General features: G+C 61.9%; 18 protein-coding genes and 1 tRNA gene. 15 read left to right on the forward strand and 4 right to left on the reverse strand.

Translation table 11 applies throughout. The features are described from left to right. Window positions 1-5: 5 nt before the first annotated feature. On the reverse strand, window positions 6-1,277 hold the full coding sequence (locus tag JSS27_17600) for a hypothetical protein (GenBank protein MBS0210760.1): 1,272 nt from the start codon (window positions 1,275-1,277) through the stop codon (window positions 6-8). Window positions 1,278-1,920: 643 nt separating this feature from the next. On the opposite strand from JSS27_17600, the gene JSS27_17605 reads away from it, so the two are divergent. From JSS27_17605 to JSS27_17635, 7 genes are all read left to right on the forward strand, one after another. Then, on the forward strand, window positions 1,921-2,859 hold the full coding sequence (locus JSS27_17605; GenBank protein ID MBS0210761.1) for a histone deacetylase: 939 nt from the start codon (window positions 1,921-1,923) through the stop codon (window positions 2,857-2,859). Window positions 2,860-2,899: 40 nt separating this feature from the next. After that, window positions 2,900-4,081, forward strand: a complete 1,182-nt coding sequence (locus JSS27_17610) for an acyl-CoA/acyl-ACP dehydrogenase (GenBank protein ID MBS0210762.1) — start codon at window positions 2,900-2,902, stop codon at window positions 4,079-4,081. Window positions 4,082-4,417: 336 nt separating this feature from the next. Beyond that, window positions 4,418-5,470, forward strand: a complete 1,053-nt coding sequence (locus tag JSS27_17615) for a redoxin domain-containing protein (protein MBS0210763.1) — start codon at window positions 4,418-4,420, stop codon at window positions 5,468-5,470. 124 nt (window positions 5,471-5,594) lie between these two features. Further along, window positions 5,595-6,056, forward strand: coding sequence for a hypothetical protein (locus JSS27_17620; GenBank protein ID MBS0210764.1), 462 nt, complete (start codon window positions 5,595-5,597; stop codon window positions 6,054-6,056). A gap of 42 nt (window positions 6,057-6,098) precedes the next feature. Beyond that, window positions 6,099-7,463 (forward strand): hypothetical protein, encoded by a 1,365-nt coding sequence (locus JSS27_17625; protein MBS0210765.1) that lies wholly within the window; start codon window positions 6,099-6,101, stop codon window positions 7,461-7,463. A gap of 59 nt (window positions 7,464-7,522) precedes the next feature. Continuing rightward, complete coding sequence (locus JSS27_17630) at window positions 7,523-7,780, forward strand: hypothetical protein (GenBank protein MBS0210766.1); 258 nt, start codon at window positions 7,523-7,525, stop codon at window positions 7,778-7,780. Next, on the forward strand, window positions 7,777-8,187 hold the full coding sequence (locus JSS27_17635) for an HNH endonuclease (protein MBS0210767.1): 411 nt from the start codon (window positions 7,777-7,779) through the stop codon (window positions 8,185-8,187). The genes JSS27_17630 and JSS27_17635 overlap by 4 nt, the downstream gene beginning before the upstream one ends. On the opposite strand, the gene JSS27_17640 is transcribed toward JSS27_17635, so the two are convergent. Together JSS27_17640 and JSS27_17645 are read right to left on the reverse strand one after the other, a co-directional pair. Then, entirely contained in the window at window positions 8,188-9,513 is a 1,326-nt protein-coding gene (locus tag JSS27_17640) for a hypothetical protein (protein MBS0210768.1), read from the reverse strand. 144 nt (window positions 9,514-9,657) lie between these two features. Further along, entirely contained in the window at window positions 9,658-10,407 is a 750-nt protein-coding gene (locus JSS27_17645; protein ID MBS0210769.1) for an AraC family transcriptional regulator, read from the reverse strand. A 187-nt stretch (window positions 10,408-10,594) separates the two neighbouring features. Between JSS27_17645 and JSS27_17650 the strand changes: the two genes are divergently transcribed. The 8 genes from JSS27_17650 (at window position 10,595) to JSS27_17685 (ending at window position 23,579) form a co-directional block, all read left to right on the forward strand. Continuing rightward, complete coding sequence (locus JSS27_17650) at window positions 10,595-11,482, forward strand: hypothetical protein (GenBank protein ID MBS0210770.1); 888 nt, start codon at window positions 10,595-10,597, stop codon at window positions 11,480-11,482. Next, entirely contained in the window at window positions 11,469-12,251 is a 783-nt protein-coding gene (locus JSS27_17655) for an HAD family hydrolase (GenBank protein MBS0210771.1), read from the forward strand. Before JSS27_17650 ends, JSS27_17655 begins: the two co-directional genes overlap by 14 nt. 9 nt (window positions 12,252-12,260) lie before the next feature. Then, window positions 12,261-13,166, forward strand: a complete 906-nt coding sequence (locus JSS27_17660; protein ID MBS0210772.1) for an aminotransferase class IV — start codon at window positions 12,261-12,263, stop codon at window positions 13,164-13,166. A 246-nt stretch (window positions 13,167-13,412) separates the two neighbouring features. Further along, window positions 13,413-13,486: transfer RNA gene (locus JSS27_17665), tRNA-Ile, on the forward strand. A gap of 115 nt (window positions 13,487-13,601) precedes the next feature. Further along, complete coding sequence (locus tag JSS27_17670; protein MBS0210773.1) at window positions 13,602-15,740, forward strand: site-specific DNA-methyltransferase; 2,139 nt, start codon at window positions 13,602-13,604, stop codon at window positions 15,738-15,740. Beyond that, window positions 15,737-18,307 (forward strand): DEAD/DEAH box helicase family protein, encoded by a 2,571-nt coding sequence (locus tag JSS27_17675; protein ID MBS0210774.1) that lies wholly within the window; start codon window positions 15,737-15,739, stop codon window positions 18,305-18,307. Before JSS27_17670 ends, JSS27_17675 begins: the two co-directional genes overlap by 4 nt. Before the next feature lie 196 nt (window positions 18,308-18,503). Then, window positions 18,504-23,120 (forward strand): protein kinase, encoded by a 4,617-nt coding sequence (locus JSS27_17680; GenBank protein MBS0210775.1) that lies wholly within the window; start codon window positions 18,504-18,506, stop codon window positions 23,118-23,120. Between the two features lie 66 nt (window positions 23,121-23,186). Continuing rightward, window positions 23,187-23,579: a hypothetical protein gene (locus JSS27_17685; GenBank protein MBS0210776.1), complete on the forward strand. Its 393-nt coding sequence runs from the start codon at window positions 23,187-23,189 to the stop codon at window positions 23,577-23,579. Between the two features lie 7 nt (window positions 23,580-23,586). Here JSS27_17685 and JSS27_17690 read toward each other — a convergent pair whose 3' ends face one another. Next, window positions 23,587-24,567 carry a DUF4105 domain-containing protein gene (locus JSS27_17690; protein ID MBS0210777.1) on the reverse strand — a complete coding sequence of 327 codons (981 nt, stop codon included), beginning with the start codon at window positions 24,565-24,567 and terminating at the stop codon, window positions 23,587-23,589. Window positions 24,568-24,706: the final 139 nt, after the last annotated feature.

Raw genomic sequence — 24,706 nt, forward strand, 5'->3', positions numbered from 1 at the left:
CGTGCTTAGCGGCCGCCGGCGGCCACTTGCGCGCCGCCGGGTACCTTGCTCTTGATCCACTGCTCGAGATCGGTTCCTTCCTTGCGGAGATCGTTCAACTTGTCGTCGATGTTCTTCCGGGTGTTCGAAGCGATCTCGACCATCTTGGTGACCTTGCCGTCCAGATCGTTGACGATCTGCTTGGTCTCGTTGTTGGCGGCCGAGAAGAGCCCCGAGTTCGCGTCGACCCCCTTCAAGCCCGTGTGAATACAATAGAACTGCGCGGCCAACACGTCGACCGGCTTGGTTTGCGGATTCTCTGGCGAGTTCATGAACCGCTTCTCGGGATCCTCGGTGCTCTTGCAGATGTCGACCGTCAGCTTGCTGGCGCTCAACAACACCTGGCCGGCGTTGGTCGCGGCAAAGGCCCCTTTTTCCAGACAGCCAATCGTCCTGAGCGCCTCGCAGCGCGCGAACAGCGACGCCTCCGAATCGTTCAACAGCGACACCGCCGCGCGGGCCACCTCGGGCTTGTTGGCGTCGGACCATTTCTTCTCGGCCATGATCCCCATCGCTTCGACCGCCGTGCGGCGCATCCAAAAGGTGCCCACCGCGTCGTCGCACTTCAGGTCGCTGGTCAAGAGCTTGATCGTGTCGGTTCGCCCTTTGGCTGTCATGTTCATCGTGGCGTGGCGGCGAATGCCAACCAAAGCCGCGATCCGCACCTCGGGGCTCAACTTGGCGTCGGCCGCGGCGGCTTGCAGCTTTTCGAGCGCCGCTTGCAGCGGCACGCCGTTCTGGCCGCCAGCATCGGGCTCGGTCTGGTCCAACATGCCCAGGATGAGCATGAAGTTGACGCGCACCGCCGGGTGATAGCCCGGATCGTTGGAAAACAACCAGCAACCATCGAGGAGCAACTTATTCAGCTTTTCGTGCAACGTCATGTCCGGCGCCTGACGCCCGGAGATCGCCAAATCCTGGCGAAACTTCAAGACCGCGCGCATCAACGGCAAGTTGCCGATATTCTCCACCCACGTCATTTGGGCGACGCCGTAGGTGTAATACTTGGTGAACTCGATTTCCTGTTGTGGCTCCGTAAAGATGCCGGCGCGCAGATAGCCTTGGACGCGGCCACGCAAAACTTTGAATTCGGACGCACTAATCAAATCGGGCGGGCGGAATTCCTTGTAGTCCTCGGCCACCGCCACGGCAGTTGAAGCCAGGAAGCCAACCATCGCCAATGCAGCCAGCAGCGAGCGGCGACAATTCCAGCGCGGCGCAGAGTGCGACCAATTCATGAACCTAGCGTCCTATCGAAAGGTAGCGTGACAAGCGGGCGAACGCGCAGAGGGCTCGATGTGCCGCCACGGCCAACGGTGCGGCAACATCTTCAACCCCTGTCGATGCTTAGCGGAAATCCAGTATCAAGAATTATAGTCGGGGCAGCGCTCAACTCCCAATACTCTCTGGCGGCGATTTCAAGCCCGCGCCGGCCTGCCTGGCGCGAGCCCAGCGGCAAAACCGCTGCCTGAGGCGGAAATCGCCCGCCGGCATGACTCCCCGGCGGGTGTTCTAACCTGTTTGACGCCAACTGCTAGCGTCAGGTTCCCAGGGTTTCGCGCGGAGCAGCGAAAGGGCGTTTTGTAGTTCGTAGGGTGCATTCCATGCACCTTATACCGACGCTCACAGTGAGAAGACATTGGGGCTTAACTTAGGCCCGCACAGGCCAATTCTCTTTGCTTTCCGGCCTGCCATCCGCAGCTAAGGTGCATGGAATGCACCCTACAAGAAATACAAATGCCCAGCGAGCGTCGTGGCGGTGGTTATTCGATGAGTCGCTAGCGCCGATCCGCAAATTGCTGCTCAATCCCTTGGCCCGAGACGCTATCTTCAGGGGCGCACCTGGACCCTACCACCGCCGCCTGACGGCCGGCCGACGCCATGACGCTGCTGTACACCGATCCGATCTTTTTGGAGCACGACACCGGCCAGCATCCCGAGTGTCGCGCTCGGCTCGAAGCCATCACGGCCCGGCTCGACACCGACGGCTTGGCCGCGCGCTGCCAGAAGCCCGAGTGGCAGTCGGCCACGGTCGACCAATTGGCCCGGGCCCACGCGCGCGACTACATCGACCAGGTCCGCGCGTTTGCCGAAAAAGGTGGCGGCCGCATTGAGGCCGATACGATGGTCAGCCGCCAATCGTACGCCGCCGCCACGCGCGCGGCCGGCGCGGCCATCGACGCCACGACGCGCGTGCTGACCGGCGACGACCGGCGGGCCCTCTGCCTGGTTCGGCCACCGGGACATCATGCCTTGCGCGACGACGCGATGGGGTTTTGTCTGTTCAGCAATGCGGCCCTCGCGGCCCATGCGGCCCTGGCCGAGCAGAAACTGAACCGCGTGTTGATCGTCGATTGGGATGTCCACCACGGCAACGGGACGCAAGACGCCTTTTGGACCGACGGCCGGGTGGGATTTCTATCGATCCATCGCTGGCCGTTTTATCCCGGCACCGGCCGCGCCGAGGAAACCGGCTCGGGGCGCGGGCAGGGAATGATTTGCAACTTGCCGACCGAGATGGGAGTTTCGCGCACTGACTTCCAGGCTAAGTTCGCCTCGGCGCTCGGCGACTTTGCCGCGCGCGTGAAGCCCGAGCTGGTAATCATTAGCGCCGGCTTCGACGCCCATCGGGCCGATCCGATCGGTTCGCTCGGCTTGGAAAGCGAAGATTTCATCAAGCTGACCGATGTGGTCCTGGACGTGGCCGACGCCCACGCCGGTGGCCGCGTCGTCTCGCTGTTGGAAGGGGGATACAATGTGAACAAGCTGGCCGAGTGTGTGTCGTTGCACTTGCAACGGCTGTTGGAGCGACCGGCGTAGGCTTAGCTTCCACAAAATTCTGGCGACGAAGGGTTAAAGGATGAATCCGATTCAACGCAACGCCCTGTTGGCCGATGTCGACACGTTTTGCCAACAACTGCGCCCGCACGAAGAGCTGTGCTACCTGGAGCACCGGCGGAACGATCAACTGGTGGCCACGGCGGCGAAGTTCAACCTGCTGGGTATGCCGATTCCCACGGAATACGGTGGCCGCGGCGCGGACGCCGAGACCTACGCCCTGTGTCTGGCGCGCATTGGCCGCGAAGGGACGGGCGTGCGGACGTTCTTTTCGGGGCACACGTCGATCGGCCAGTATCCGGTCTGGAAATTCGGCAGCGCCGAGACCAAGCAGCGTTACCTCCCGCCATCGGTGCAAGGAAAGTGCGTGATGGCCTTCGGCCTGACCGAACCGGACGCCGGCTCGAACCCCTTGGAGATGACCACAACTTACCGGCGCGAGAAGGACGGCTTCCGCATCTCGGGCGTGAAGTATCTGATCAGCAATGGGGCCGTGGCCGACGCGGTGATCGTGTTTGGCTATCCCGAAGGGACCAGCGGGGCCGAGCGGCGAATGAGCGCCTTTGTCGTCGACACCAGCGGCGCGACGTTCGAGAGCGAAGACCTGCCGGCCAAGTGCGGCATGTACACGGCGAACACCGGCATGTTCCAGATGGACGATCACCCGGTGCCGGCGGCGAACTTGCTAGGACAAGAAGGAGAAGGCTTTCGAGTCGCCATGAAGACGCTGGTGTCCGGACGCTTGAGCGTGGCGTCGGGCTGTGTGGGCGTGATTGAAGATTGCCTGGAAGAGGCGCTCAACTACAGCCGCCAGCGACAGCAGCACGGCAAGCCGATTGGCAAGCATCAACTGGTGCAAGAACACCTGGCCGAGATTCACGTGGCCCAGACGATCAGCCGCGCCGTCGTGGCCCAAGCCGCCGCCGCCAAGCAAGCCGCGGACGAACAGCCCGACAACAAGGAACTGCAAGAGCAAGCCGACCTGATCGTGGCCGAGGCCAAGCTGATCGCGGCGCGAGCGGCCTGTGACGCGGCCGACCGGGCGGTGCAAGTCTTTGGCGGACGCGGCTGGAGCGAGCTGTATCGCGTCGGCCGCCACTGGCAAGACGTGCGCGTCTGCCGCATCTATGAAGGAACCGACGAGATACTGAAGCTGAAGCTCGCGGCCGCGATGCTAGGCAAAGATTTCGCTGCGTTTCATTGACGGGCTGTCCTTTGCAATGACAAAGCGGCGTCCATCGCAACCCTTCTCCCCCGGGGAGAAGGTGGTGAGCGTAAGCGAACCGGATGAGGGTCGCGCCTCAGGCTGACGCGATTTGAAGTGGTGAGTGGACCCTCATCCGGCCTTCGGCCACCTTCTCCCGGCGGGAGAAGGGTTGATGGAAGCTCGCTCGAAGAACTGAGCGGCAAGACGAACAACCTGCTCCACGTTCTTGCAATCGCCTCGGCGGCAACCCACAATGACGCCAGCGCCGCTGGTCTGCGGCTGTTGGGGCGAATGACACATCGGTGCAGGACTCGATTACGGGAGCGCGTCGCCATGCGGCAAGTGATCTGCGGCGGATTGAGCATTGTCGGCTGCTGTTTGTGGGCCACCCTCGTTTCGGCACAGGCCCCGGCGGCCGGCGGCGCGGCTGCGGCGGCCGACACGACCTCGGTCATCGGCAATCGCGCGCCCGAGTTCCCGCAAGCGCCCAGCGCCTGGGTCAATTCGATGCCCCTGTCGCTGGAAGCCGTCGCGGGCAAGGGAATCGTCATGTACTTTTTCCACGCCGCGGACCAGGGGAATCAAAAGGCCTGGCCCAAGGTGCTCGACACCGCCAAGGAATCGGAAGGGAAGCCGGTGCTGTTCATCGGCATCGTGCCAGGCGTCCCCGCGCAAGTGGTCCAAAGCTACGCCCAGCAGTTCAGCATTCCCTGGCCGATGATCGCCGATCAGGATCGAGCGCTCGAAGCGGCCTATGGCGTGGGGACGATTGCGGCCGACAACGCCACGCAGGTGATGTACATTAAAGCCGATGGGACCGTGGGGCGCGGCGACTATCGCGATCTGGCTCGCACGGCCACTTCGGCCGGCGCCGGCGCCAAGTGGAAGCTCGACCCGGCCACCGTGCCCGAGGGCTTGAAGCCGGCCTGGTTCGCGATTGAGTTTGGCGACCCATCGAAGGCGGCGCTGGTCATCAAGAAGGCGCTCACCTCGCGCAAGCAGGAGGAGAAATCCTCGGCCGAGAATCTGAAAGCGATCGTGCAGAACACGATTGAGAAGCTGGCCGAAGAGGCCAAGAAGGCCAGCGACGACGGCAAGAAGTGGGACGCCTATGTGATCTACAACAAGCTAACCGAGGATTACAAAGGCTTCGACCTGCCCCCGGAAGTGCCGACGCAAAAGAAGGAACTCGCCGCGTCGGCGGAAATCAAGGCGGCCATCGCGGCCCGCAAGCAGATCGATCTGGCCAAGAAGCAGATCGCGCTGGGCAAGCCCGCCAACAAGAAGCAGGCTGCCACCGCGCTAACCAAGGTGGTCAACGACATGGCGGGCAATGCGCTGGGAAAAGAAGCCCAGGCGCTGTTGGACACGCTTGGCTCGCCGTAAGCTCCGGCACTTCGCTGACGAACGTCGCGTCGTCGAGGCCAGGGGATTCACCCCCTCGGAAATGGCGCGGGCGAGGCTCTAACGGGCGACTACCCCCTGCTGACTTAATTAGGGCCATGAGAACGTGACGATCCCTGAAAAAATCAGGATCAAATACGAGCCTGACTATCACACCGACCAAATCGGGACGTTTAGCGACGGCCAGCAGTTTATGGCCTTCGTAACCGCTACGCTTCCCACGCCTCCGCCCGTCGATTGGCCGAATCACAAAAGATGGTATGCCGTCTTGCATGCCTTTGACGCTGACGGTGAACACGAAACAACCAAGGCTTGGTTTGCGGGAACAACCGCCGATGGCGAAGCTGCGGTCGTTGAAAAAGCTCAAGCTCGACTCAAGGAACTCATCGCCGCCTTGGGCAAGGTCGAGCACCGCGACGTCGAAATTCGGCTTTTCAGCGTTGAGATTCATGGCCACACCTTTGGCCTGGTCGATGCGTCAGAGCCCGACGAAGAGTACGAGAGTGTCCATCTGCTGCCGAACGACCTCGCGTTCTTCGCGCCCTGGGATGGTGATTACGACACCTAGTGCAACTCCCTGTTGCGTATGCCGATCGAGGAAAGCGACGTAGTGGCTCGACCTGGTACTGACATTTCGCGGCGTGATTGGCTGGCCGGCGCGGCGGCCGGCGCAATGCTTGGTCCTTCGCTTGCTTTTGCGCAATCGACCGGAAAGCGTCGCCCGCGCGTAGCGGCGCTCTTCACCGAGCTGCGATTACGCTCGCACGCCTACAACATCCTGGAAAGCTTCTTCAAGCCGTACTTGTTTTGCGGCGAGTTGGTCGACCCGGGCTGCGACGTCGTCTCGTTCTATGCCGATCAATTCCCCGATGGCGACATGGCCCGGGACGTGTCAGCGCGGTTCAACGTGCCGCTGTACACGACAATTGACCAGGCGCTGTGTTGCGGCGGGCGCGAATTGGCGGTCGACGCGGTGTTGTTGATCGGCGAGCATGGCGACTATCCGCTCAACGAGCACGGCGTGCGGATGTATCCGCGGAAGCAATTCTTCGACCAGGCGGTCGCGGTCATGCGCCGGTCGAACCGATTCGTGCCGCTGTTCAATGACAAACATCTGTCGTACCGCTGGGACTGGGCCCGCGAGATGTTCGACACGGCCCGGGCGAACCAGATGCCGTTGCTGTTGGGCAGCTCGGTGCCGCTGGCCCAGCGGCTGCCCGCACTTGAATTGCCTCGCGACGCCGAGATCGAAACGGCCATTGCCGTCCACGGTGGGCCGCTCGAAGCGTACGGCTTTCATGGGCTGGAACTGTTGCAATCGTTCGTCGAAGCCCGGCGCGGCGGCGAAACCGGCATTCGCAGCGTGGAAGTTGTCGAACGGAAGGGACTGTTTCGGCCCGACATGCTTCGTGGCGACGAGGAATCCCCCTGGTGGCTAGCGATGTTCCGTGCCGCCATGCGCGCCCATCGCGACGCCGACCAGCAAACCGGACGAAAAGGTGGCGACGGTCAGCCCGGTTGCGAAGATCAACGGATCGACCATGCTATGTTGATCAACTACGCCGACGGCCTGCGCGGCGCGGTGATCAAAGTGGGCAGCAGTTCCAGCCGGTGGGATTTCGCCTGTCAGTTGCGCGGCGAGCAGGAGCCGCGAGCCACGGCAATGTACAACGGCCCGTGGGGAAACCGCTGTCTGTTTCGAGCGTTGTCCCACGCGATTCAACATCTGTTCGTGACGGGCCAGGAGCCCTATCCGGCCGAGCGGACGTTGCTAACCACCGGCGCCTTGGCGGCCGCAGTCCAGTCGCACGCCCAAGGCAAGCCGATCGAGACGCCCGAGTTGAACATCACCTACCGCGCGACCGACTGGCGCGCGTTCCGCGAAAACGGCGAGAGCTGGAAAAAGATCACGACCGACACGCCAGAGCCAGCGACCTTTGAACCCGGCGACGCGGCATTGATTAAGGGACGCTAGACGCAAAGTTCCGACAAAACCGGTATCGCATCGCTCGAAGTGAGGGTTAGAATGAAGCGATGAACATGACCAGTATCCTCGATCGATTCCTTGAGCCGGTGACGCAAATTCTGCCGCCTGACACGGCACGGCAGATAGTCGATTTGCGTCTCGATGCGCAATTGCAGGCGCGACTCGACGCCTTGGCGGAAAAAGCCAATCAAGGGACGTTGATGCCGGAAGAGCGCGAGGAATACGCCGAATATGTCGAGGGGCTGGACCTCATCGCCATATTCAAGATGAAAGCCCGTGCCGCGTTGCGGCGTCAGGCGTCATGATCGACGCGGCGACACGAGAGCTGGTGCGGCAAAGAGCGGGCAACCGCTGCGAGTATTGCCTGCTTCCTCAAGACGCCGACGAAGCGCGGTTTCACGTCGAGCATATTTTGGCCCAACAGCACGCGCCGCCGGGCATCGATGAACCCGATAACTTGGCCCTCGCGTGCCATCGCTGCAATCTGCACAAAGGGCCGAATCTGAGCAGCGTCGATCCAACGACCGGCGACATTATTGTGCTATTTCATCCGCGCCGTGATCAATGGCGCGCGCATTTTGCGTTACAGGGAGCGGCGATCACCGGATTGACGCCGACCGGACGGGCGACCGCCCAACTGTTGCAATTCAATGCGCGGCGCCGACTTGAATTCCGCGAGGGGTTGATCGCCGAAGGACGATTCGGCGTCTAGCTACCGCGGCAAGGTCTCGAGCATCCCAATCGCGGCCCAGGTGCTGGCCCAGTAGGTGTAGACGGCGTCGCCGAGCTTGGTGTCTTCCTTCTTATTGGCGCTGATCACCTTCAGGCCTTGCGGCCACGAGCCATCGGCGGCCTGGTTCGCCACCAGGTATTGCCAGGCGCGCCCCACCGCGGCGTCGCGGCCGTCGCACCCCAAGCGGCCGAGGCCGTACAACACCATGCCGGTCGTGTAGGCGTCGCTCTCCTCGCGCTCTTTGAGATAGCCCCAACCGCCATCGGCGTGTTGCAATTTGATCAGTTCGGCCGTCAGTTCCTTGGCGCGATCATGCTGGCTGTCGGCTTCAGCTAATAGCGTCTCGAGCAGCAATTGCTCGGTCGTCACGCCCGGCTTGGCTGCTTTGAGGAACTCGCGGCCCCGTTGCAAGGCGGCTTGGGCATCGGCGGGCAAATCGCCGGCCGACGCCAATGCCCAGACGGCCCACATCGCGGTGACCACCTTGGCCTCATCCAGCGAACGCTGCTGCCCGCGGAACTGGCCGGCGATGGGCCACGAGCCGTCTTTGGCCTGGAACTTGGCCATGCCGGACAAAAGCTCCAAGCGATCTTCCGCTGGCTTGTTCGCGGCGCGATCAGCGCGGGCCAACAGCAACGCCGTCTGTTGGTTGGCGTCGCCCGAGGAACCGGCCCCTCCCTGCTTGGTCTTGGCGGCCGCGTCGGTCACTGGCTTGCCGTGCGCCGCCAGTAATTCGTCACCCAGGTTTTTCGCCAGCGCGGCGTCGAAATCGTCGGCGAACACGAACCGCTGATCCTTCAGCTTGCCAAGCTTTTTGGTGACTTCTTCGGGAAACTTCTTGCCATCTTCGAACTTCTTCAGCAGGTCGCCGGTGACGTTAAAGAACACCGCGCGGCGCAGGCCGTTGCTCGTGGCCCATTCGCTCCAGCGCGCGAGCTTGGCCGTGTCGACCGGCAGTCCCCGTTCGTGGGCCGACTGCGTCGCCCAGACCATCGACGGCACCTGGTGGCAACTGATGCAGGCGTTCTTTTGCATCCAGGCCAGCCCTTCGCGCTCGATGAAGGGCAAGCTTTGCTCGACGGCGGTTCGGACCTGGGCCGGCGTCGCCGATCCGTCGGGCACTTTCACCGCGGGAGTCGACGCTTTGGAAGTGGGGCCTGCGGCAGGCGCGGCCTGGGGCTTTTTGCTGGCTGTCGCACCGGCCACGGGCGTGTCTTCCTCTTTCGACGCCGGGTCGGCGGCAAGGGCCTGGCCCAAGGCAAACAGCGCGAACCAACCGATCACGGCAAAGGCAGGCGACTTCACGGCAGGAAACTCCGACGGCAGGGGAGCGGGCGAGATATTAAGTATAACGAACGGCCGTTACACCTGTTTTCCCCGCGGTTTTGACCGGTAAAGGTCACTTCGCACCAAGCCGACGAGTTACGAGGTATCGAAGGCGGCCGGCACTCAACCGGTTAGTTGGCGCGTCTGGCGGAACGCATTGGGCGAGACGCCGACCGTGCGCTTGAAATTGCGCGTGAACGCGCTGTGGTCGGCATAGCCGCAGTCGAACGCGATCTGGGCAATCGGCTCGTCGGTCGTCAACAGCCGGCGGCTGGCTTCGTCGAGCCGGCATTTCTGAATGAACTGGGCGGTGGTCAATTGAAAGACCGCGCGCATCCGCTGGTCAAGTCGATAGATCGACAAGCGCTCCCGCGCGGCCAGTTCGCCGACATTCAATTCGTCACTCAAGTGAGATTGCACATACTCAACCACTCGTGCCATCAGCGCGTAGTCCGGCGACTGGGCGTTGGGGCCGATCAAATCGCGTGACACGCCGACCAGCCCCAGCGCCTCGCCGCGCCGGCCCAGCAGCGGAATCTTTTCGGTTAGGCACCAGCCTCGGACCCCACCGGCGCGAAGGTGCAGTTCCAATCGATCGTGAATCGGGGTGCGCGAGGCGATGACCTGCTCGTCCTGGGTCTGGTAATGCCCGCCCAGGGGCGCAGGAAAGATCTCGCTCGTCGTGCGGCCGATCAGCGATTGCTTGTCGGGCACGCGACAGCGCTCGACCAGTGTCTGGTTGACCACCACATACCGGGCTTGCCGGTCTTTGACGAAGAACACCACGTCAGGCAGGCAATCGAACAGCGCTTCGCCCGTGAATGTCACTGGCAAGCTTTCGAAAAACGCCCGTTGAAACTCAGTGGTTGTCATACGGACTATGCGCAATACAAAGTGTCGGCTCGCGGCAATGGTAAGGGTTACTGGACGCGCCAAGTCTAGAATACACCCTGGTTCGGCCACGGAGAACTACTGTCCCCTAGCCCAGGTCATCGCGATGCCAATGTCTCATCTGCGAACACTGTTAATGGGTGTTTTCTCCTGTATTTCTGGTTCCTTGATGTCTGCCGAGTGGGTCGTCACCGCGCCGCCGACGGAACTGAAGTTGCCGGCGCATTATCAGAAATACGTCAGCGTCCACGGCTATCCGGTCGTGGCCTGCGCACGGGTCAACGACTATGCGCTGAAAGAAGCGGCCTATCTGGTCGATCAGATGCTGGCCCATCGGCCCGATGTGCGCGAGGCGATGATTCACAGCGGTTCGCGCTTGATCGTCATGGCTCACGACGAGTTCACCACCGATGTGCCGGAACACGCCCGATTGAAACCGAAGGATTACTGGGACGCGCGAGCCCGCGGCCTGGGGGGCTCGAAGACCGATCCGGTCTGTTCGTGCGGTGAGGAGAACTTGCTCGGCTACGTGGGGGATCCGTACAGCGCCGAGAACATCCTGATCCACGAATTCGCCCACAACATTCACCATCGTGGACTCGAGAACCTGGACCCGACGTTCGACACCCGGCTCGAAGCCGCCTATCAAGCCGCGATGAAAGCCGGCTTGTGGCGCGGCGTGTACGCCAGCACGAACCGGTCGGAGTATTTCGCCGAGGGGGTGCAGTCCTGGTTCAACAACAATCGCGAGCACGACAGCGATCACAACCACGTCAACACGCGCGACGAGCTGATCGCCTATGACTCGGCCTTGGCGGCGCTGTGCCGCGAAGTATTTGGCGAGACGGTGCTGGTCTATACCAAGCCGGCCACGCGGCTGCGCGATCACTTGGCTGGTTACGACCCTGCGCAAGCCCCCAAGTTCGTCTGGCCCGAACGACTCAAGCGACAGCGCGAGGAGATCGCCGCCAAGGCGCGCGAGCGCAATCAGAAAGCCAACCAGTCATCCACCGCGTCCCCGCAACCCGCCGCGAGCGACGCCAATGCCCGACAATAAACCACTGCGAATCGCCATGTGGTCGGGGCCGCGGAACATCTCGACGGCCCTGATGCGAAGCTGGGAAAACCGGCTTGACACGCTGGTCCGCGACGAGCCGTTCTACGCTTATTACCTGGCGCTGACCGGCGCGCCACACCCCCTGGCGGCGGAAATCATCGCCCAAGGCCCGACCGATTGGCGCGCGGTCGTCGAGGAAATGTGCCACGCCCCGCTCGGCGGCCACGCGATTCACTATCAAAAGCAGATGACGCATCATCTGTTGCCCGAGGTCGATCGCAACTGGCTCGCCGCGCTGACCAACTGCTTTCTGATTCGTCATCCGGCCGAGGTGATCGCCTCGTACTTGAAAAAGAATTACCGGCCGACGGCCGAGGATCTGGGCTTTCCCCAACAGCTTGATATCTTCGCCACCGTCGAGCGGCTGACCGGGACGACGCCCCTGGTGATCGACGCGGCTGATGTGCTCCACGACCCGCACGCCATGTTGACAACGCTTTGCGAGCGGCTAGGCGTTGAGTTCAGCGAGGCGATGATCGCCTGGCCGGCGGGCTATCGGTCGAGCGACGGCATCTGGGCGCCGCACTGGTATGGCGAGGTGGTGCGCACGACCGGCTTTGCCCCTTATCGGCCCCAGCCGCGCGAAGTGCCCGACGACCTGCGCGAGGTCCATACCGAATCGCTGGCGTGCTACGAACGACTGTACGCGGTTCGTTTGCTGCCGTCGTCGGCCGCGCGCCACGCCAAATCTCCTTCGCTCAGCCGTTAGGCGAACCCCATGCAACAACAATTCAACGCGCGGAATCGCGAGCTGATCATCAACATCAACGGCCGGCTGCTGCACCGCAACGAAGCGGGCATCAGTCCGTTCGACTCGGCCGTGCAGGGCGGAGACGCGGTCTGGGAAGGGTTGCGACTTTACCGCGGTCGCATCTTCCGGCTCGACGCGCACTTGGACCGCTTGTTCGGCTCGGCCAAGGCGTTGGCCTTTGCCCACGTGCCGACCCGCGAGGCAATTGTCCTGGAAATCGAGCGCACCTTGGCCGCCAATCGGATGTTCGACGGCGTCCACATCAGGCTCACGCTCACCCGCGGCGTGAAGGTCACCTCGGGCATGGACCCGCGACTCAATCAGAACGGGCCGACGTTGATCGTGCTGGCCGAGCACAAGCCGCCCGTCTACGACAAGTCGGGCCTGACTTTGATGACAAGCTCGGTGCGTCGTCCGCCCCCCGATTGCCTGGACCCCAAAATTCATCACAACAATCTGCTGCCGAGCATCTTGGCCAAGATCGAAGCCAACGCGGCCGGCGCCGACGACGCGCTGATGCTCGACCAGCGCGGCTTCGTGGCCGAGACGAACGCCACGCACGTGTTCTTTGTGGCCCGCGGCGTGGTGCATACTAGCCGCACCGTGGCCTGTCCCGAGGGGATCACGCGGGCCGCGGTGCTGGAACTTTGCGGCCGGCACAACATTCCGCACGACGTCGGCGATTACACGTTAACCGACATCTATCGGGCCGACGAGGTGTTTTGCTCGGGCACGATGGGAGAACTGGCCCCGGTGCTGAAGGTCGACGGCCGCACGATCGGCACAGGTCGCGTCGGTTCGATCACGCAACGACTGTCGCAACTCTTTGCCGAGTTGACGGCCAGCGAAGGGACAATCGTGGCGGTGGAATAACCCCGCTCAAGGCGACGTGGCCAAGGCCGCGCCATTTCGTCACGTTCTCGGTCGAGCCGGTGAACAACCCGCCATCGGTGCGCGGCTCGGCGCTGCCCACGAGGACCAGATCGCAATTGCCGCCGGCGCTGGCGTTGATTCATAGCGTGGCGTGCGGAATAAAGGCGTCGAAGATACCGCCGACCGCGGGGACATGCCAGTCGCCTGACGGTCGGGTATACTTCGGCATTGATGCCCCACGAACGCGGGCCCGTAGCTCAGTCGGTTAGAGCAGGGGACTCATAATCCCTTGGTCGCAGGTTCGAGTCCTGCCGGGCCTACTCTCGTCACCTGAACCTTTGTCGATCCGTAATGCGGATGGCTCGTTGTATTGCTCGCGACCGCAACGACAGCACCAGATACATCACATCGCAGATGCACAACTAAGGAAAGCTCGTGTCCCGATTGACTGATCTGGTTGCCGAGACCAAGGCCAAAGACCCCCGACTTGGCGCTGACCTCGAGCGCGAGCTTCGGGCGCTGTCGTCGCGGCTGCCGTTTGGCCTGAACTTCGAGCGCCATCGACCCGAAGCAGTCGAGTTGCCCCAACGACCGTTACGCCGAGGGGACAAGGTGCGCGTGCTGCCGCCGCGCGGTTCGACGGCCAAGGGGGACCAGCGGCTATGGCTGGTCAAGGCCATTCATAGGGCCAAGCAAAAGATGGCCGATCTGGAATTGCTGGACGCTGATCAAGTCGAAGCCTGTACGGTAGCGGCGGACGATCTGATTGTTGTCGCGGAATTCGGGGACACGATCTACCCAGGCCTGGCGTCCACGGGAAAAGTTGCGCGCGGTGGCGACAAGCCCTGGCACACGGTCATCAACGGCGAGAACTACCATGCCTTGAAAGCGCTGACTTGGACACACCGGGGGAAGGTCGACGCTATTTACATTGACCCGCCCTACAACACGGGGGCCAAGGATTGGAAATACAACAATGACTACGTCGAAGGGGACGACCTGTATCGGCACAGCAAGTGGCTGGCGTTCATGGAGCGGCGTTTGCTGTTAGCCAAGGAGTTGTTGAATCCGGCGGATTCGGTGCTGATCGTCACAATCGACGAGAAGGAATACCTGCGGCTGGGGTTGTTGCTGGAGCAAGTGTTTCCAGAAGCGGAAATAGAAATGGTCACATCCGTGATCAGCGCCAAAGGCGTGGCACGGTTTGGCGAGTTTTCGCGAGTAGAGGAGTTTATCTACTTCGCGCGCATCGGCGTGTCATCTGTTCAACTTGGTGAGCAGAACATGCTGGACGATTCTCGTTCAGCGACCGCGCAAATCGGCCGGGATATTGAATGGCTTGGACTTCGGCGGCGTGAGCCAACAGCAAAACGCGGAGCGCGTCCGAACCAGTTCTACCCTATCTTCGTGAATGCGGACTCAGGATATATTCACTCCATTGGAGACCCAATAGCTGATGAAATTGATCGTCACGGGGTAATAGCTCCGAAAGGGGCATATGGAGTGTGGCCTTTAAGGCCGAATGGGGGTGAGGGTCTCTGGGGGATAACTCCCGAAACTGCAAAACGGTATTTCAAAGATGGGTTCATTCGCTCACGCAACCACAAACCAGAAAGAAAACAGGCGGCCATTCACTATTTGCCAAGCGGAACGGTTGACGCGATTAAAGATGGGCGCATCGACATTGTCGGTCGTGACCCTGATGGGGCAGTGCAGGCAGTATATCGGGAACGAAAAGGGGTTATTCCAAAACGGGTTTGGAATATGACGTCCCACAACGCCGAAAACGGTGGTTCGTTAGTTCTTTCCAAGCTCATCCCCAATCGCCGATTTCCATTTCCTAAGTCGCTTTACGCGGTTGAAGATGCCCTGCGATTCTTCGTTAAGGATAAACCGGAAGCGGTGATCCTAGATTTCTTTGCTGGCTCCGGCACGACGGCGCATGCGGTGATGCGACTCAACAAGCAAGATGGCGGCAATCGCCAGTGCATCAGCGTCACCAACAACGAAGTCGGCGCCGAGGAGCAAAAGGCGCTGCGAGAAAAGGAACTGCGCCCCGGCGACGCCGATTGGGAGCAATGGGGCATCTGCGACTACATCACCAAGCCGCGCGTGCAAGCCGCCATTACCGGCAAGACGCCAGACGGGCAGCCCATCAGGGGGGACTACAAGTTCACCGACGAGTTCCCGATGGCCGATGGCTTTGCGGAGAACGCGGAATTCTTCACCCTGACCTATGAAACACCGGTCGCGGTGAACTACCAGACCGCCTTCGCGCGGATCGCCCCGCTGTTGTGGCTGCGCGCGGGGAGTGTGGGCCGACAAATCGAAAAACAGCCCGCCGCCGGCTGGGAGGTGGTGGATAGCTACGGCCTGCTGGTCGAACTGGACAAAGCCACCGATTTTCTCAAAGCAGCGCGCAAGGCCAAGGCGCTGCGGGTCGCTTATCTCGTCACCGACGACGAGCGGCGTTTTCAGGCGCTGGCGCGCCGGCTGCCCGCAGGCGTCGAAGCGATCCGGCTGTATGAATCGTACCTGACCAATTTCGCCTTCGCCAACGGTGACGATCCATGAAGTTCACGCTGAAAGACTATCAGGACGAAGCGGTTCGCGACGTGCTGGGTCACTTGAAGAAAGCCCGCAAACGCTGGCGCGAGGAGGGGGACCGCCACGCCTTTTCGCTGACGGCGGCCACGGGCGCGGGCAAGACGGTGATGGCGGCCGCCGTGTTTGAGGCGTTGTTCCACGGCGACGACGGCTACGACTTCGACCGCGATCGCGGGGCGGTGGTCCTCTGGTTCAGCGACGATCCGTCGTTGAACGAGCAGACGCGCTTTCGGCTGCTGGAATCGTCAGACCGGCTACGGCATACGGACCTGAAGGTGGTGGAAAACACCTTCAATCTGGCCCAGTTCGAGGCGGGCAGGATTTATTTTCTCAACACGCAGAAGCTGGGGAAGAACAGTCTGCTGGTGCGCGGCTTTGAGAGCGACGAGGAAGGCAGCCTGTTTCCCGGAGCGCGGCCTGATCTTCGAGCCCACACGATTTGGGATACGATCCGCAACACCATTGAAGAGCCGGCGCTGACGCTGTACCTGGTGCTGGACGAAGCGCATCGCGGCATGGGCAAAGAAAACCGCGAGAAGTCCACCATCGTCAAGCGACTGATCAACGGCGAAAAGGGAGTGCCGGGCATCCCCGTGGTGTGGGGTATTTCGGCCACGGTCGAGCGATTCAACAAGGCCATGGAAGGGGCTCAGGGGCGCAGCACTCTGTCGTCGGTGACCGTGGACCCCAGCCGTGTGCAGGAGTCCGGCTTGTTAAAAGACACGATTGTGCTGGACATTCCCGACGAAGCGGCGGGAGACTTCGACACCGTGCTGGTGCGGCGCGCCGCCGACAAGCTGCGCGAGTGTACCGAGGAATGGGCGGCCTATGCCGCGCAACAGGAAAACAGTGAACGGGTGTTGCCGTTGATGGTGTTGCAGGCGCCGAACACGCCCAACCCCAACGATATCGGTCGCGCGCTGGACACAATTTTCCAGCAATGGCCGGACTTGCCGGAAACGTCAGTGGCGCATGTGTTCGGCGAACACAAGACACAGAAGTTCGGCAAGTATTCCGTGCCCTACATCGAACCACAGCGTGTGCAGGACGACACCTGGGTGCGTGTCCTGATTGCCAAGGACGCCATCAGCACCGGCTGGGACTGTCCTCGCGCCGAGGTGATGGTGTCGTTCCGCCCGGCAAGCGATCAAACCTACATCGCGCAGCTGCTAGGCCGCATGGTGCGCACACCGCTGGCGCGGCGCATCCCCGGTAACGACAAGCTCAACGCGGTGGATTGTCTGCTGCCAAAGTTCGACAAGGAGACGGTCGAAAGTGTCGTCAAGGCATTGCGCGAAGGGGGCGGCGACGCACCGCCGACGGGGCGCGTGCTGATCAACCCGCAGGAGATGAAGCCCAACCCCGCGGTGCCGCAAACGGTGTGGGATAAGTTCGTCTCGCTACCTTCGCAGACCCGGCCGCAGCGTGGCGCGAAGCCGGCTATCCGACTTACGGCTCTGGCGCATGAGTTGGCGTCAGATGGGTTGCTGCCAGGCGCGGGCGGCAAGGCGCACGCGGCGATGCACAAGATGCTGGATGATTTCATTGCAACGCGGAAGCAGGCGTTCGCCGAAAAGCGCGCAGCGGTGATGACCGTCGAGGGGCGTACGATCATTGCCGTTTTGCAAACAGGCGAGACGCGCGACGACCGGTTCCAGATTGACGCGGATGACGCCGTGGTCGGCGACGCCTACCGTCGTACGGCGCGAATCGTCAGCCCGGACATTGCCCGCACGTACACGATGATGGTGGCGAAACGCAAGCCGGAAGCGGAGGACGATCTCGACGACGCGTTGATTGAAGCGCGCGAGGATGTGGCTGCGCTGCACCTGTTGGAAAACTTGCAAATCCTATTCGATGCCGAAGCCAAGAAGTTGTCTGATGCCTGGCTTGCGGAATACCGTGACCGCGTTAAGGAACTGCCCCATGACCGACAAGAGGCTTATCGGCAAATCGTCGCGCTCAGCACCGAGCCGCAGGATGTGGATTTGGCGCGGCCCGTGTCACGTTTTGAGCCGACGAAGGCGCGCGAAAAAGATGGGGTGGAAACAGATGTTCCGGCTTACAAGCAGCATCTGCTGTGCGACGAGAAGGGGTTGTATCCCGCCGAACTGAAGGCAGGAGAGAAAGCGATTCTGACGGCTGAAATGAAGCGGAGCGGCTTCATTTTTTGGTATCGCAATCCTGACCGTCCCAGCCAGGATTCCCTCGGCATTTCATACACCGATGGTAACGACACCAGAATCGTCAGGCCGGACTTCATTTTCTTTGCGGAGCAGGACGGCAAGGTGGTGGTGGACATTGTCGACCCACATAGCTTTCACTTGGCCGATGCGTTGCCCAAATTGCAAGGCTTGGCTAAGTACGCGGAAACTCATTCGCAGCTTTACCGCCGCATTGAAGCTGTCGCAGAAATGGGCAGCAAGCTGCGCGTGCTGGATTTGACCCGCGCCGACGTCCGCCAAGCGATTTCCGAGGCGACGAGCGCAGAAGCTCTTTACAAGGGCGCAGTCGCGGGTGACTACGACTCGTGAACCATCGCTCCCCTTTTGGCCCTTGGCTGCGCTCAACGGTGCAACCTGGCGCGTCGAAACCTACAGTCGCAGACGCTTGAAAAGGCTCTCGGGGAGCGGAAACTCGCGACAAATCGTCGCACCCACGGCTCCAAAAGATTTTAATTCGCGCGCCAAGCAGCTATTATCAGTGCCCTATTAGCAGGGGGCAGACTTCATGGCGCAAACGGCGGAACAACTGGGCAAATCCATCGTCGACGCCGGCATCATGCCGGCCGACGAGTTGAAGGCGTTTTGGGATGCGCTCCCCGTCGGGCAGCGCCCCAAAGACGGCGACGCGCTGGCCAAAGTGCTCGTCGAGCGCGGCCTCTTCACCGAGTTTCAAGTCAAGCAGATTCTCGCCGGTCGCGCCTCGGCGCTGGTGCTCAATCAGTACCTGCTGATCGACAAGATCGGCGCGGGCGGCATGGGGCAAGTGTTCAAGGCCCGGCATCGCAAGATGAAGCGGCTGGTGGCGATCAAGCTGCTGCCGGCGGCGCTGGTCAAGGACAAAGACGCCATTCGCCGCTTTCAGCGCGAAGTCGAGGCGGCCGCGCGATTGTCACATCCGAACATCGTCGCCGCGCATGACGCCGACGAATGCCGCGGGCAACACTACCTGGCGATGGAATACGTCGAAGGTCGCGATCTGTCAGCGCTGGTCAAAGAGCGCGGGCCATTGCCCGTTGACGAGGCGCTGAACTACATCGCGCAATCCGCCCGTGGGCTGGCGTTCGCCCACGCCGAAGGGGTGGTGCATCGCGACATCAAGCCGGCCAACTTACTTGTCGATCACAAGGGGGTGGTCAAGATTCTGGACATGGGCCTGGCCCGGTTCGAGGACGCCAACGCTCAGGATCAGCAGTTGACCAACACCGGCGCGGTGATGGGAACCGTCGACTACATGGCCCCGGAACAGGCCACCGACACCCGTCACGCCGACGCCCGCAGCGATATATACAGCCTAGGCTGTTCGCTGTATCGCATCTTGACGGCTGAAAGCGTGTTTGACGGTGATACGGTCGTCAAGAAGATTCTGGCGCACATGAACGCGCCGATCCCGTCACTCGTGGCCAAGCGCCCCGACGTGTCGCCCGAGGTGGACCGCATCTTCCAGAAGATGATGGCCAAGCGTCCCGAAGACCGCTACCAGCAGGCCGATCAACTGGTTGCGGAACTCGACGCCGCCCGCGGAGTGAGCTCGTCGGTTACGATGAGCACCTCGGCCAGCGCCACCAGCGATCCGCAGTTGCGGCAGTTCCTCAATGCGTTCAACCCCGAGGGGGGCAACTCGCCGAGCCTCGGTGGCGCGGGCAAGGTCGTCGACTTCGCGGACAGCGCGACGGCGGCGTTCGGCAATCAGCAACTGAAGAGCTTGATGGGGAATACTCTTTCCACGTCGCGAGCCGAGCTGGAAACCGACCCCAAAAGCCAGATCAATATCCCTCTGCACCGGGCGGCCCTCGCGGCCGCCGGTGGCAAACGCCCCCCCTGGAAAAACCCGCTGGTGCTGGCCGGCGCGGGCGGAGCATTCCTGCTGATCGCCTTGGGAGTCTGGCTGGTCATCAAGGACGACAAGGGAAAGGAAGTGGCCCGCGTCGAAGCCGTGCCGGGCGTCACAGTACCGGTTCCCAAAGGCGGCACGGTCGAAGTGAAGGCTGAACCAACCAAGGAAGAGTCCCCGACATTTCAGATTGGCGGCGGCAACACATCCACCCCGGCGAAGCCCGGCTCGGCGAAGCCGGCCGCGACCTCCAGCGCGTCGGCGCCTGCGGCCGCCAGTACGACGGCTCCGACCACGGGACCGTCGATCGTCGAGGCGCTCACCTCGCCCGATTACGTCTGGACCGCGCCACAGAACCTGGGGCCGAACGTCAATGGCGACAAGGAGGAAAAAGGCCCGGCCGTCTCGGCCGACGGGCGGTGCCTGATCTTCAGCTCGTACCGCAGTGGCGGCGGCGATCTGTTTGAATGTCGGCGTAACAGCGTGAACGATCCCTGGGGACCAGCGAAAGCGCTCGATACCGTCAACGCTCCGGTGAACTTCGATTACACTCCCTGGCTCAGCGCCGACGGGTTGACTCTGCTCTACTCGACTTCCGGCTCCCACGGGAAATTCAAGGCATTCGGTAGCGGCGACATTTGGCAAACGCGCCGGGCATCTCGCGAGGCGCCGTGGGAAACGCCGGTCAATCTCGGCGAGGTGATTAACACGGCGGCGAACGAATTGTTTCCTCGGCTCTCGCCCGACGGCCTGACGTTGTTCTACTGTTCCCAGCAACAGGATCTTTGGCAGTCGCGCCGCAAGTCGATCGACGCCCCCTGGGAGAAGCCCACCGCTCTGGGACCGGCCGTAAACACCAAGCCCGGTGAACAGTGCTCCCAGCCGCTGGCCGACGGTAAGTCATTGCTCTTCCTGCGCGGATACACGAATGAGGCGGGACTTTGGCTGGCCCAAGCCGAGACCAATGGCGGCTACACCGTTCGCCAAATCGAATTTCCGTACCCCGATTGCGAGTCGTTCTGGTTGCTGGCCGACGGACAAACGATGCTGTTCAACAGCAAGCTCCCCGGCGGTCTAGGAGACAGCGATCTATGGATGATTCGCCGCGTGCCAAAGAGTCAAGCTGCGGTAGCGGCGGCTCCAGCCATCCCCGCCGATGCGCTGGCGTTCAACGGTCATCGTTATCGCTATGTTCCGAGTGGCCCCATCAGGCATCGGGAGGCCAGCAACGCGGCCGAGGCGCTCGGCGGGCATCTGGCCACAATCACCAGCCAGGCCGAGAACGACGCGGTCAAATCGTTGTTCGCCGTGCAACTCAGCAACGAACCGCAACTTGCCTGGCTGGGTGGTTACCGCAGTCTTGGCGAAACCGACTGGCAGTGGCAGAACGGCGAGCCGTGGGGATTTACCGCCTGGGCCCCAGGCAAGCCGTCCAAGGGTAACAATGTTAAACACAACTTTCGGCTGGTATTTCGTTTCAGTAAGTCCGAGTCGGGCTGGGATTACCGCATCTATGACGAAAATGACGTGGCAGGTTACGTCGTCGAATGGGACACGCTGGGCGCGTCGGCCGACAGCGCCGGCACGGTTGATCTGCTGGCCGCCATCGACTTGGCCAAGCACGCCACCAAGGGTGGCTGGAAGAAGAACGGCAACGTCCTGCTTAGTCCGAAGTGGAACGCCGCCATCGAATTGCCCGTGGAGCTAGCCGCTTCCTATCGAATGGAGTTAGTCGCTCAGCCAACCGGCACCGGCAAGCACGAACTGAACCTCGGTCTGCCGGTCGGCGCCTCCTCGGTGCGACTGGCGATGGACGCTTGGGGAAAAGATATTTCGGGTCTCGATCGCATCAATGGCAAAGTCGGGAACGCCGCGGACAATCCCTATCGCTATGACGGGCGGACGTTTCCGGTCGGGCAGCCCACGCGCGTGGAAGTGGAAGTCACGCCGACCAGCGTGAGGGTCAAGCGCGAGGGGACAGAAATCATTCGCTGGTCAGGCGATCCAGCCTCGCTCAACACCAATGAAAATGAATTGAGCTCTTATGGCACCCATGCCGACAAGCTTTGGTTGGGTACGTTCGCCAGCGAGTTCCAGATCAGCAAGCTAACGTACACGCCGCTGGCGGCCGCGAATGTGTTCGTGGGGGCAAAGCCGCCGGTCGTGGCGCCAGAACCGAAAACGATCGACCTGCTCCCCCTGGTCGATGTGAAGCGCGACACCGTGGCCGGCGATTGGACCAAAACCCCGACCGGGCTCTCAATTCCCAGTCAAATCAATCAGGATACCGGCGGCAAGGGATATCCTCGCTTGCAATTGCCGTATTCGCCGGCCGAAGAATACGACCTGTGGCTCGAGTTCACGCCGACCAAGGGACAAAACGGAGTGGGCTGCCTGTTGGCCGCGCAGGGGCGCGAGTTTTGGCTGCGCATCGATCGCAAGGCGGCCGGTACGAATGAATGGCACGCTGGCTTCGGTGCGATTGATAAGAAAAGACTCGAAGAGTCGCCCGAAAGCGTCAAGCAAGACAAGCAACCATTGCTGAAAAACGACCAGCGCTATCAGCTTACAGTCGAAGTGCGCCGCACCGGTTTGCGCGCCGTGCTCGACGGCCGGCCCTTGGTTTCGTGGACCGGCGACTGGCGGCGGTTATCGATCAATGACAGCGCAGAGAGAGTTCCCGAACGGCAGCGGCTGGGATTGATCGCCTACGCACGGGCAGCAACCTTCCACAAGATTGCCGTCCGCGAAGTGACCGGCGCGGGCACCCTGACCGCCGCCGCCAACGCCCCCGCCGCGCCGGCCAAAGCTGTTGTTGCCTGGAACACCCCCGAGTTTCAGAAGTGGATCGCCGACACGCAAAAGCTTACGGCCGAGCAGCAGGTGGAGGCCGTCAAGGCGAAGTTGCTGGAGCTGAATCCTTCGTATCGGGGCAACGGCGCGCCAAAGATCGACAAGGGCGTCGTCACAGAGTTTGACCTGCCGAACGCCGGCGTCGCCGACATTTTTCCATTGCGGGCGTTTAGCAAGTTGAAGTCATTGCGAACGGACGGGGCTAATGCCATCAGTGACTTGTCGCCACTTCAGGGCTTGCCGCTCGCAACTCTACGCTGCATGCAGAATCCGATAGCCGACTTGTCGCCGCTGGAAGATTGCGAGACTCTGAAAAACCTGAACGTCACCAGGACCAAAGTTACCCCTGCCTCTGTCGCCGACCTGCAAAAGGCCTTGCCCAATTGCAAAATCGAATGGGACGATCCGACCAAGGCGGCGCCTGCGCAGACGAAATAAGCGGATCACCTCTGGCTTTGCCTAGGGCATTGGCGCGGTCGCGGGGATCGAACGAAGGGCACGACCTTGGATCAGCCAGCGTCGGTTGAGATCGTCGGCAAGCGCGGGTTCTATCGGCCGGCCGGCGCGATGACGCTCGAACAGGCCGTGCAGGACTGCGGCGAGGCCATTTCAATCGCCTGCCAGCGGCGACTCACCGAGTTGGTGCTCGACACGCGGCAACTGGTCGGCTTCGAGACGCCCGACGTCTTCGACCGCTTCTTCATGGTCACCGATTGGACCCAAATCGCCGGCGGCGTTCCAATCAGAATCGCCTTCGTCGCGCGATCGCAACACATCGACCGGCGTAAGTTCGGCGTGACCGTGGCGACGAATCGAGGCCTGCTGGTCGACGTCTTTGCCGACGAGGAAGCCGCTATCGCGTGGCTCGACGGCGCGTCGCGCTCGTCGAGCGCATAAGCGGCGCTCACGCCCTGGGCACGATCATCTCGGCGCGGATTTGTTGCGAGAAGTCCAGCGCATCTCCCGCCGCCAACGCGCGTTCGCGAATCTCGCTGCGAGCCTGCAACTCCTTGAACGGCAACCGGTCATCGAGGAAGCCCAGCCGATACATCGTCCGCGCGGACAAGCCATTCAAGAAAATCCCGGCCTTCAGCCACCACGGCACGCTGGCGTGCCCGTGATAGAACAAGTTGGTGGTGCAGTTGCTGGTGATCGAGTTGTACCACCGGGGATGATCGGCCAGCGCGTCGGCCCGGTGGACATAGTCGAGCAACAGGCGTTGCAAATGTTCGGGCGTCATGCGCAAGCGGTACATATAGACCCGCTCGCGACGGATGTTCGTCCGCAAGCGCAGGATGTCCCGCTCGTCCCCGAGCACGAACATCAATTCGTACGAGCGGAACAGGCCCCACAACGGCGAGTACGACTGCCAGCGCTGCCGGCGCGCCTCGACCGAGACGCACAAGAATTGTCCATCGTCGAAACCGAAGCTGACCAGCGTGTGGGCCATAACCGGGCCCGACCAGTGCGACAAGAAATAGTCGAGCGATGTCAGTCGCGACAGGTCAAACGTGCGTTCCTCGTAGCGCTCCGTCGGCGCGCCCGAGGCCGAGTAAGCGAAATCGCGGAAGTTCCGCACTCGCAGCGTATTGCCGCTCAGTTCGACGAGCGGAATCGCCACCATGCCCGTGGCCCAGTCGCGCTCGTTGCGCGGGCGCAGCGCAAACCACCACGCCAGCGCCACCGCCAGCAGCACACCCCAGACAGCCACCCCCCAAGGCATGAACGGCAACGTCGCCAGGCTGACCGCCACCGCCACGACGGGGACTGCCGACACACACCACCGCAACCAAGGGCGACGCACGTGATAATGAACGGCCAGCGCCATCCAGATCGTCGAGGGGACGATCACCAGCCCGATCAACAACGCCGCCAGAAGATTCATCGCTTGCTAAGTCCGTCGAAGTTGCCGGGCCGCCGGCTGGGGTGTATCAGTCATCAAACGCCGCCCCATTTTCCGTTATTCCCGCGCAGGCTGGAATCTAGTGGTTGCGATTACCGTCTAGATTCCCGCCTGCGCGGGA

Source organism: Planctomycetota bacterium (assembly GCA_018242585.1).
Taxonomy (GTDB): Bacteria; Planctomycetota; Planctomycetia; order Pirellulales; family PNKZ01; genus JAFEBQ01.

What these genes read in the sequence shown, in the direction of transcription:
- JSS27_17655 (MBS0210771.1), top strand. Translation starts at nt 11,469, where the DNA reads ATGCCCGACAATAAACCACTGCGAATCGCCATGTGGTCGGGGCCGCGG.
- JSS27_17690 (MBS0210777.1), bottom strand. Translation starts at nt 24,567, where the DNA reads ATGAATCTTCTGGCGGCGTTGTTGATCGGGCTGGTGATCGTCCCCTCG.
- JSS27_17680 (MBS0210775.1), top strand. Translation starts at nt 18,504, where the DNA reads ATGGCGCAAACGGCGGAACAACTGGGCAAATCCATCGTCGACGCCGGC.
- JSS27_17645 (MBS0210769.1), bottom strand. Translation starts at nt 10,407, where the DNA reads ATGACAACCACTGAGTTTCAACGGGCGTTTTTCGAAAGCTTGCCAGTG.
- JSS27_17630 (MBS0210766.1), top strand. Translation starts at nt 7,523, where the DNA reads ATGAACATGACCAGTATCCTCGATCGATTCCTTGAGCCGGTGACGCAA.
- JSS27_17605 (MBS0210761.1), top strand. Translation starts at nt 1,921, where the DNA reads ATGACGCTGCTGTACACCGATCCGATCTTTTTGGAGCACGACACCGGC.
- JSS27_17610 (MBS0210762.1), top strand. Translation starts at nt 2,900, where the DNA reads ATGAATCCGATTCAACGCAACGCCCTGTTGGCCGATGTCGACACGTTT.
- JSS27_17635 (MBS0210767.1), top strand. Translation starts at nt 7,777, where the DNA reads ATGATCGACGCGGCGACACGAGAGCTGGTGCGGCAAAGAGCGGGCAAC.
- JSS27_17660 (MBS0210772.1), top strand. Translation starts at nt 12,261, where the DNA reads ATGCAACAACAATTCAACGCGCGGAATCGCGAGCTGATCATCAACATC.
- JSS27_17675 (MBS0210774.1), top strand. Translation starts at nt 15,737, where the DNA reads ATGAAGTTCACGCTGAAAGACTATCAGGACGAAGCGGTTCGCGACGTG.
- JSS27_17650 (MBS0210770.1), top strand. Translation starts at nt 10,595, where the DNA reads ATGTCTGCCGAGTGGGTCGTCACCGCGCCGCCGACGGAACTGAAGTTG.
- JSS27_17600 (MBS0210760.1), bottom strand. Translation starts at nt 1,277, where the DNA reads ATGAATTGGTCGCACTCTGCGCCGCGCTGGAATTGTCGCCGCTCGCTG.
- JSS27_17615 (MBS0210763.1), top strand. Translation starts at nt 4,418, where the DNA reads ATGCGGCAAGTGATCTGCGGCGGATTGAGCATTGTCGGCTGCTGTTTG.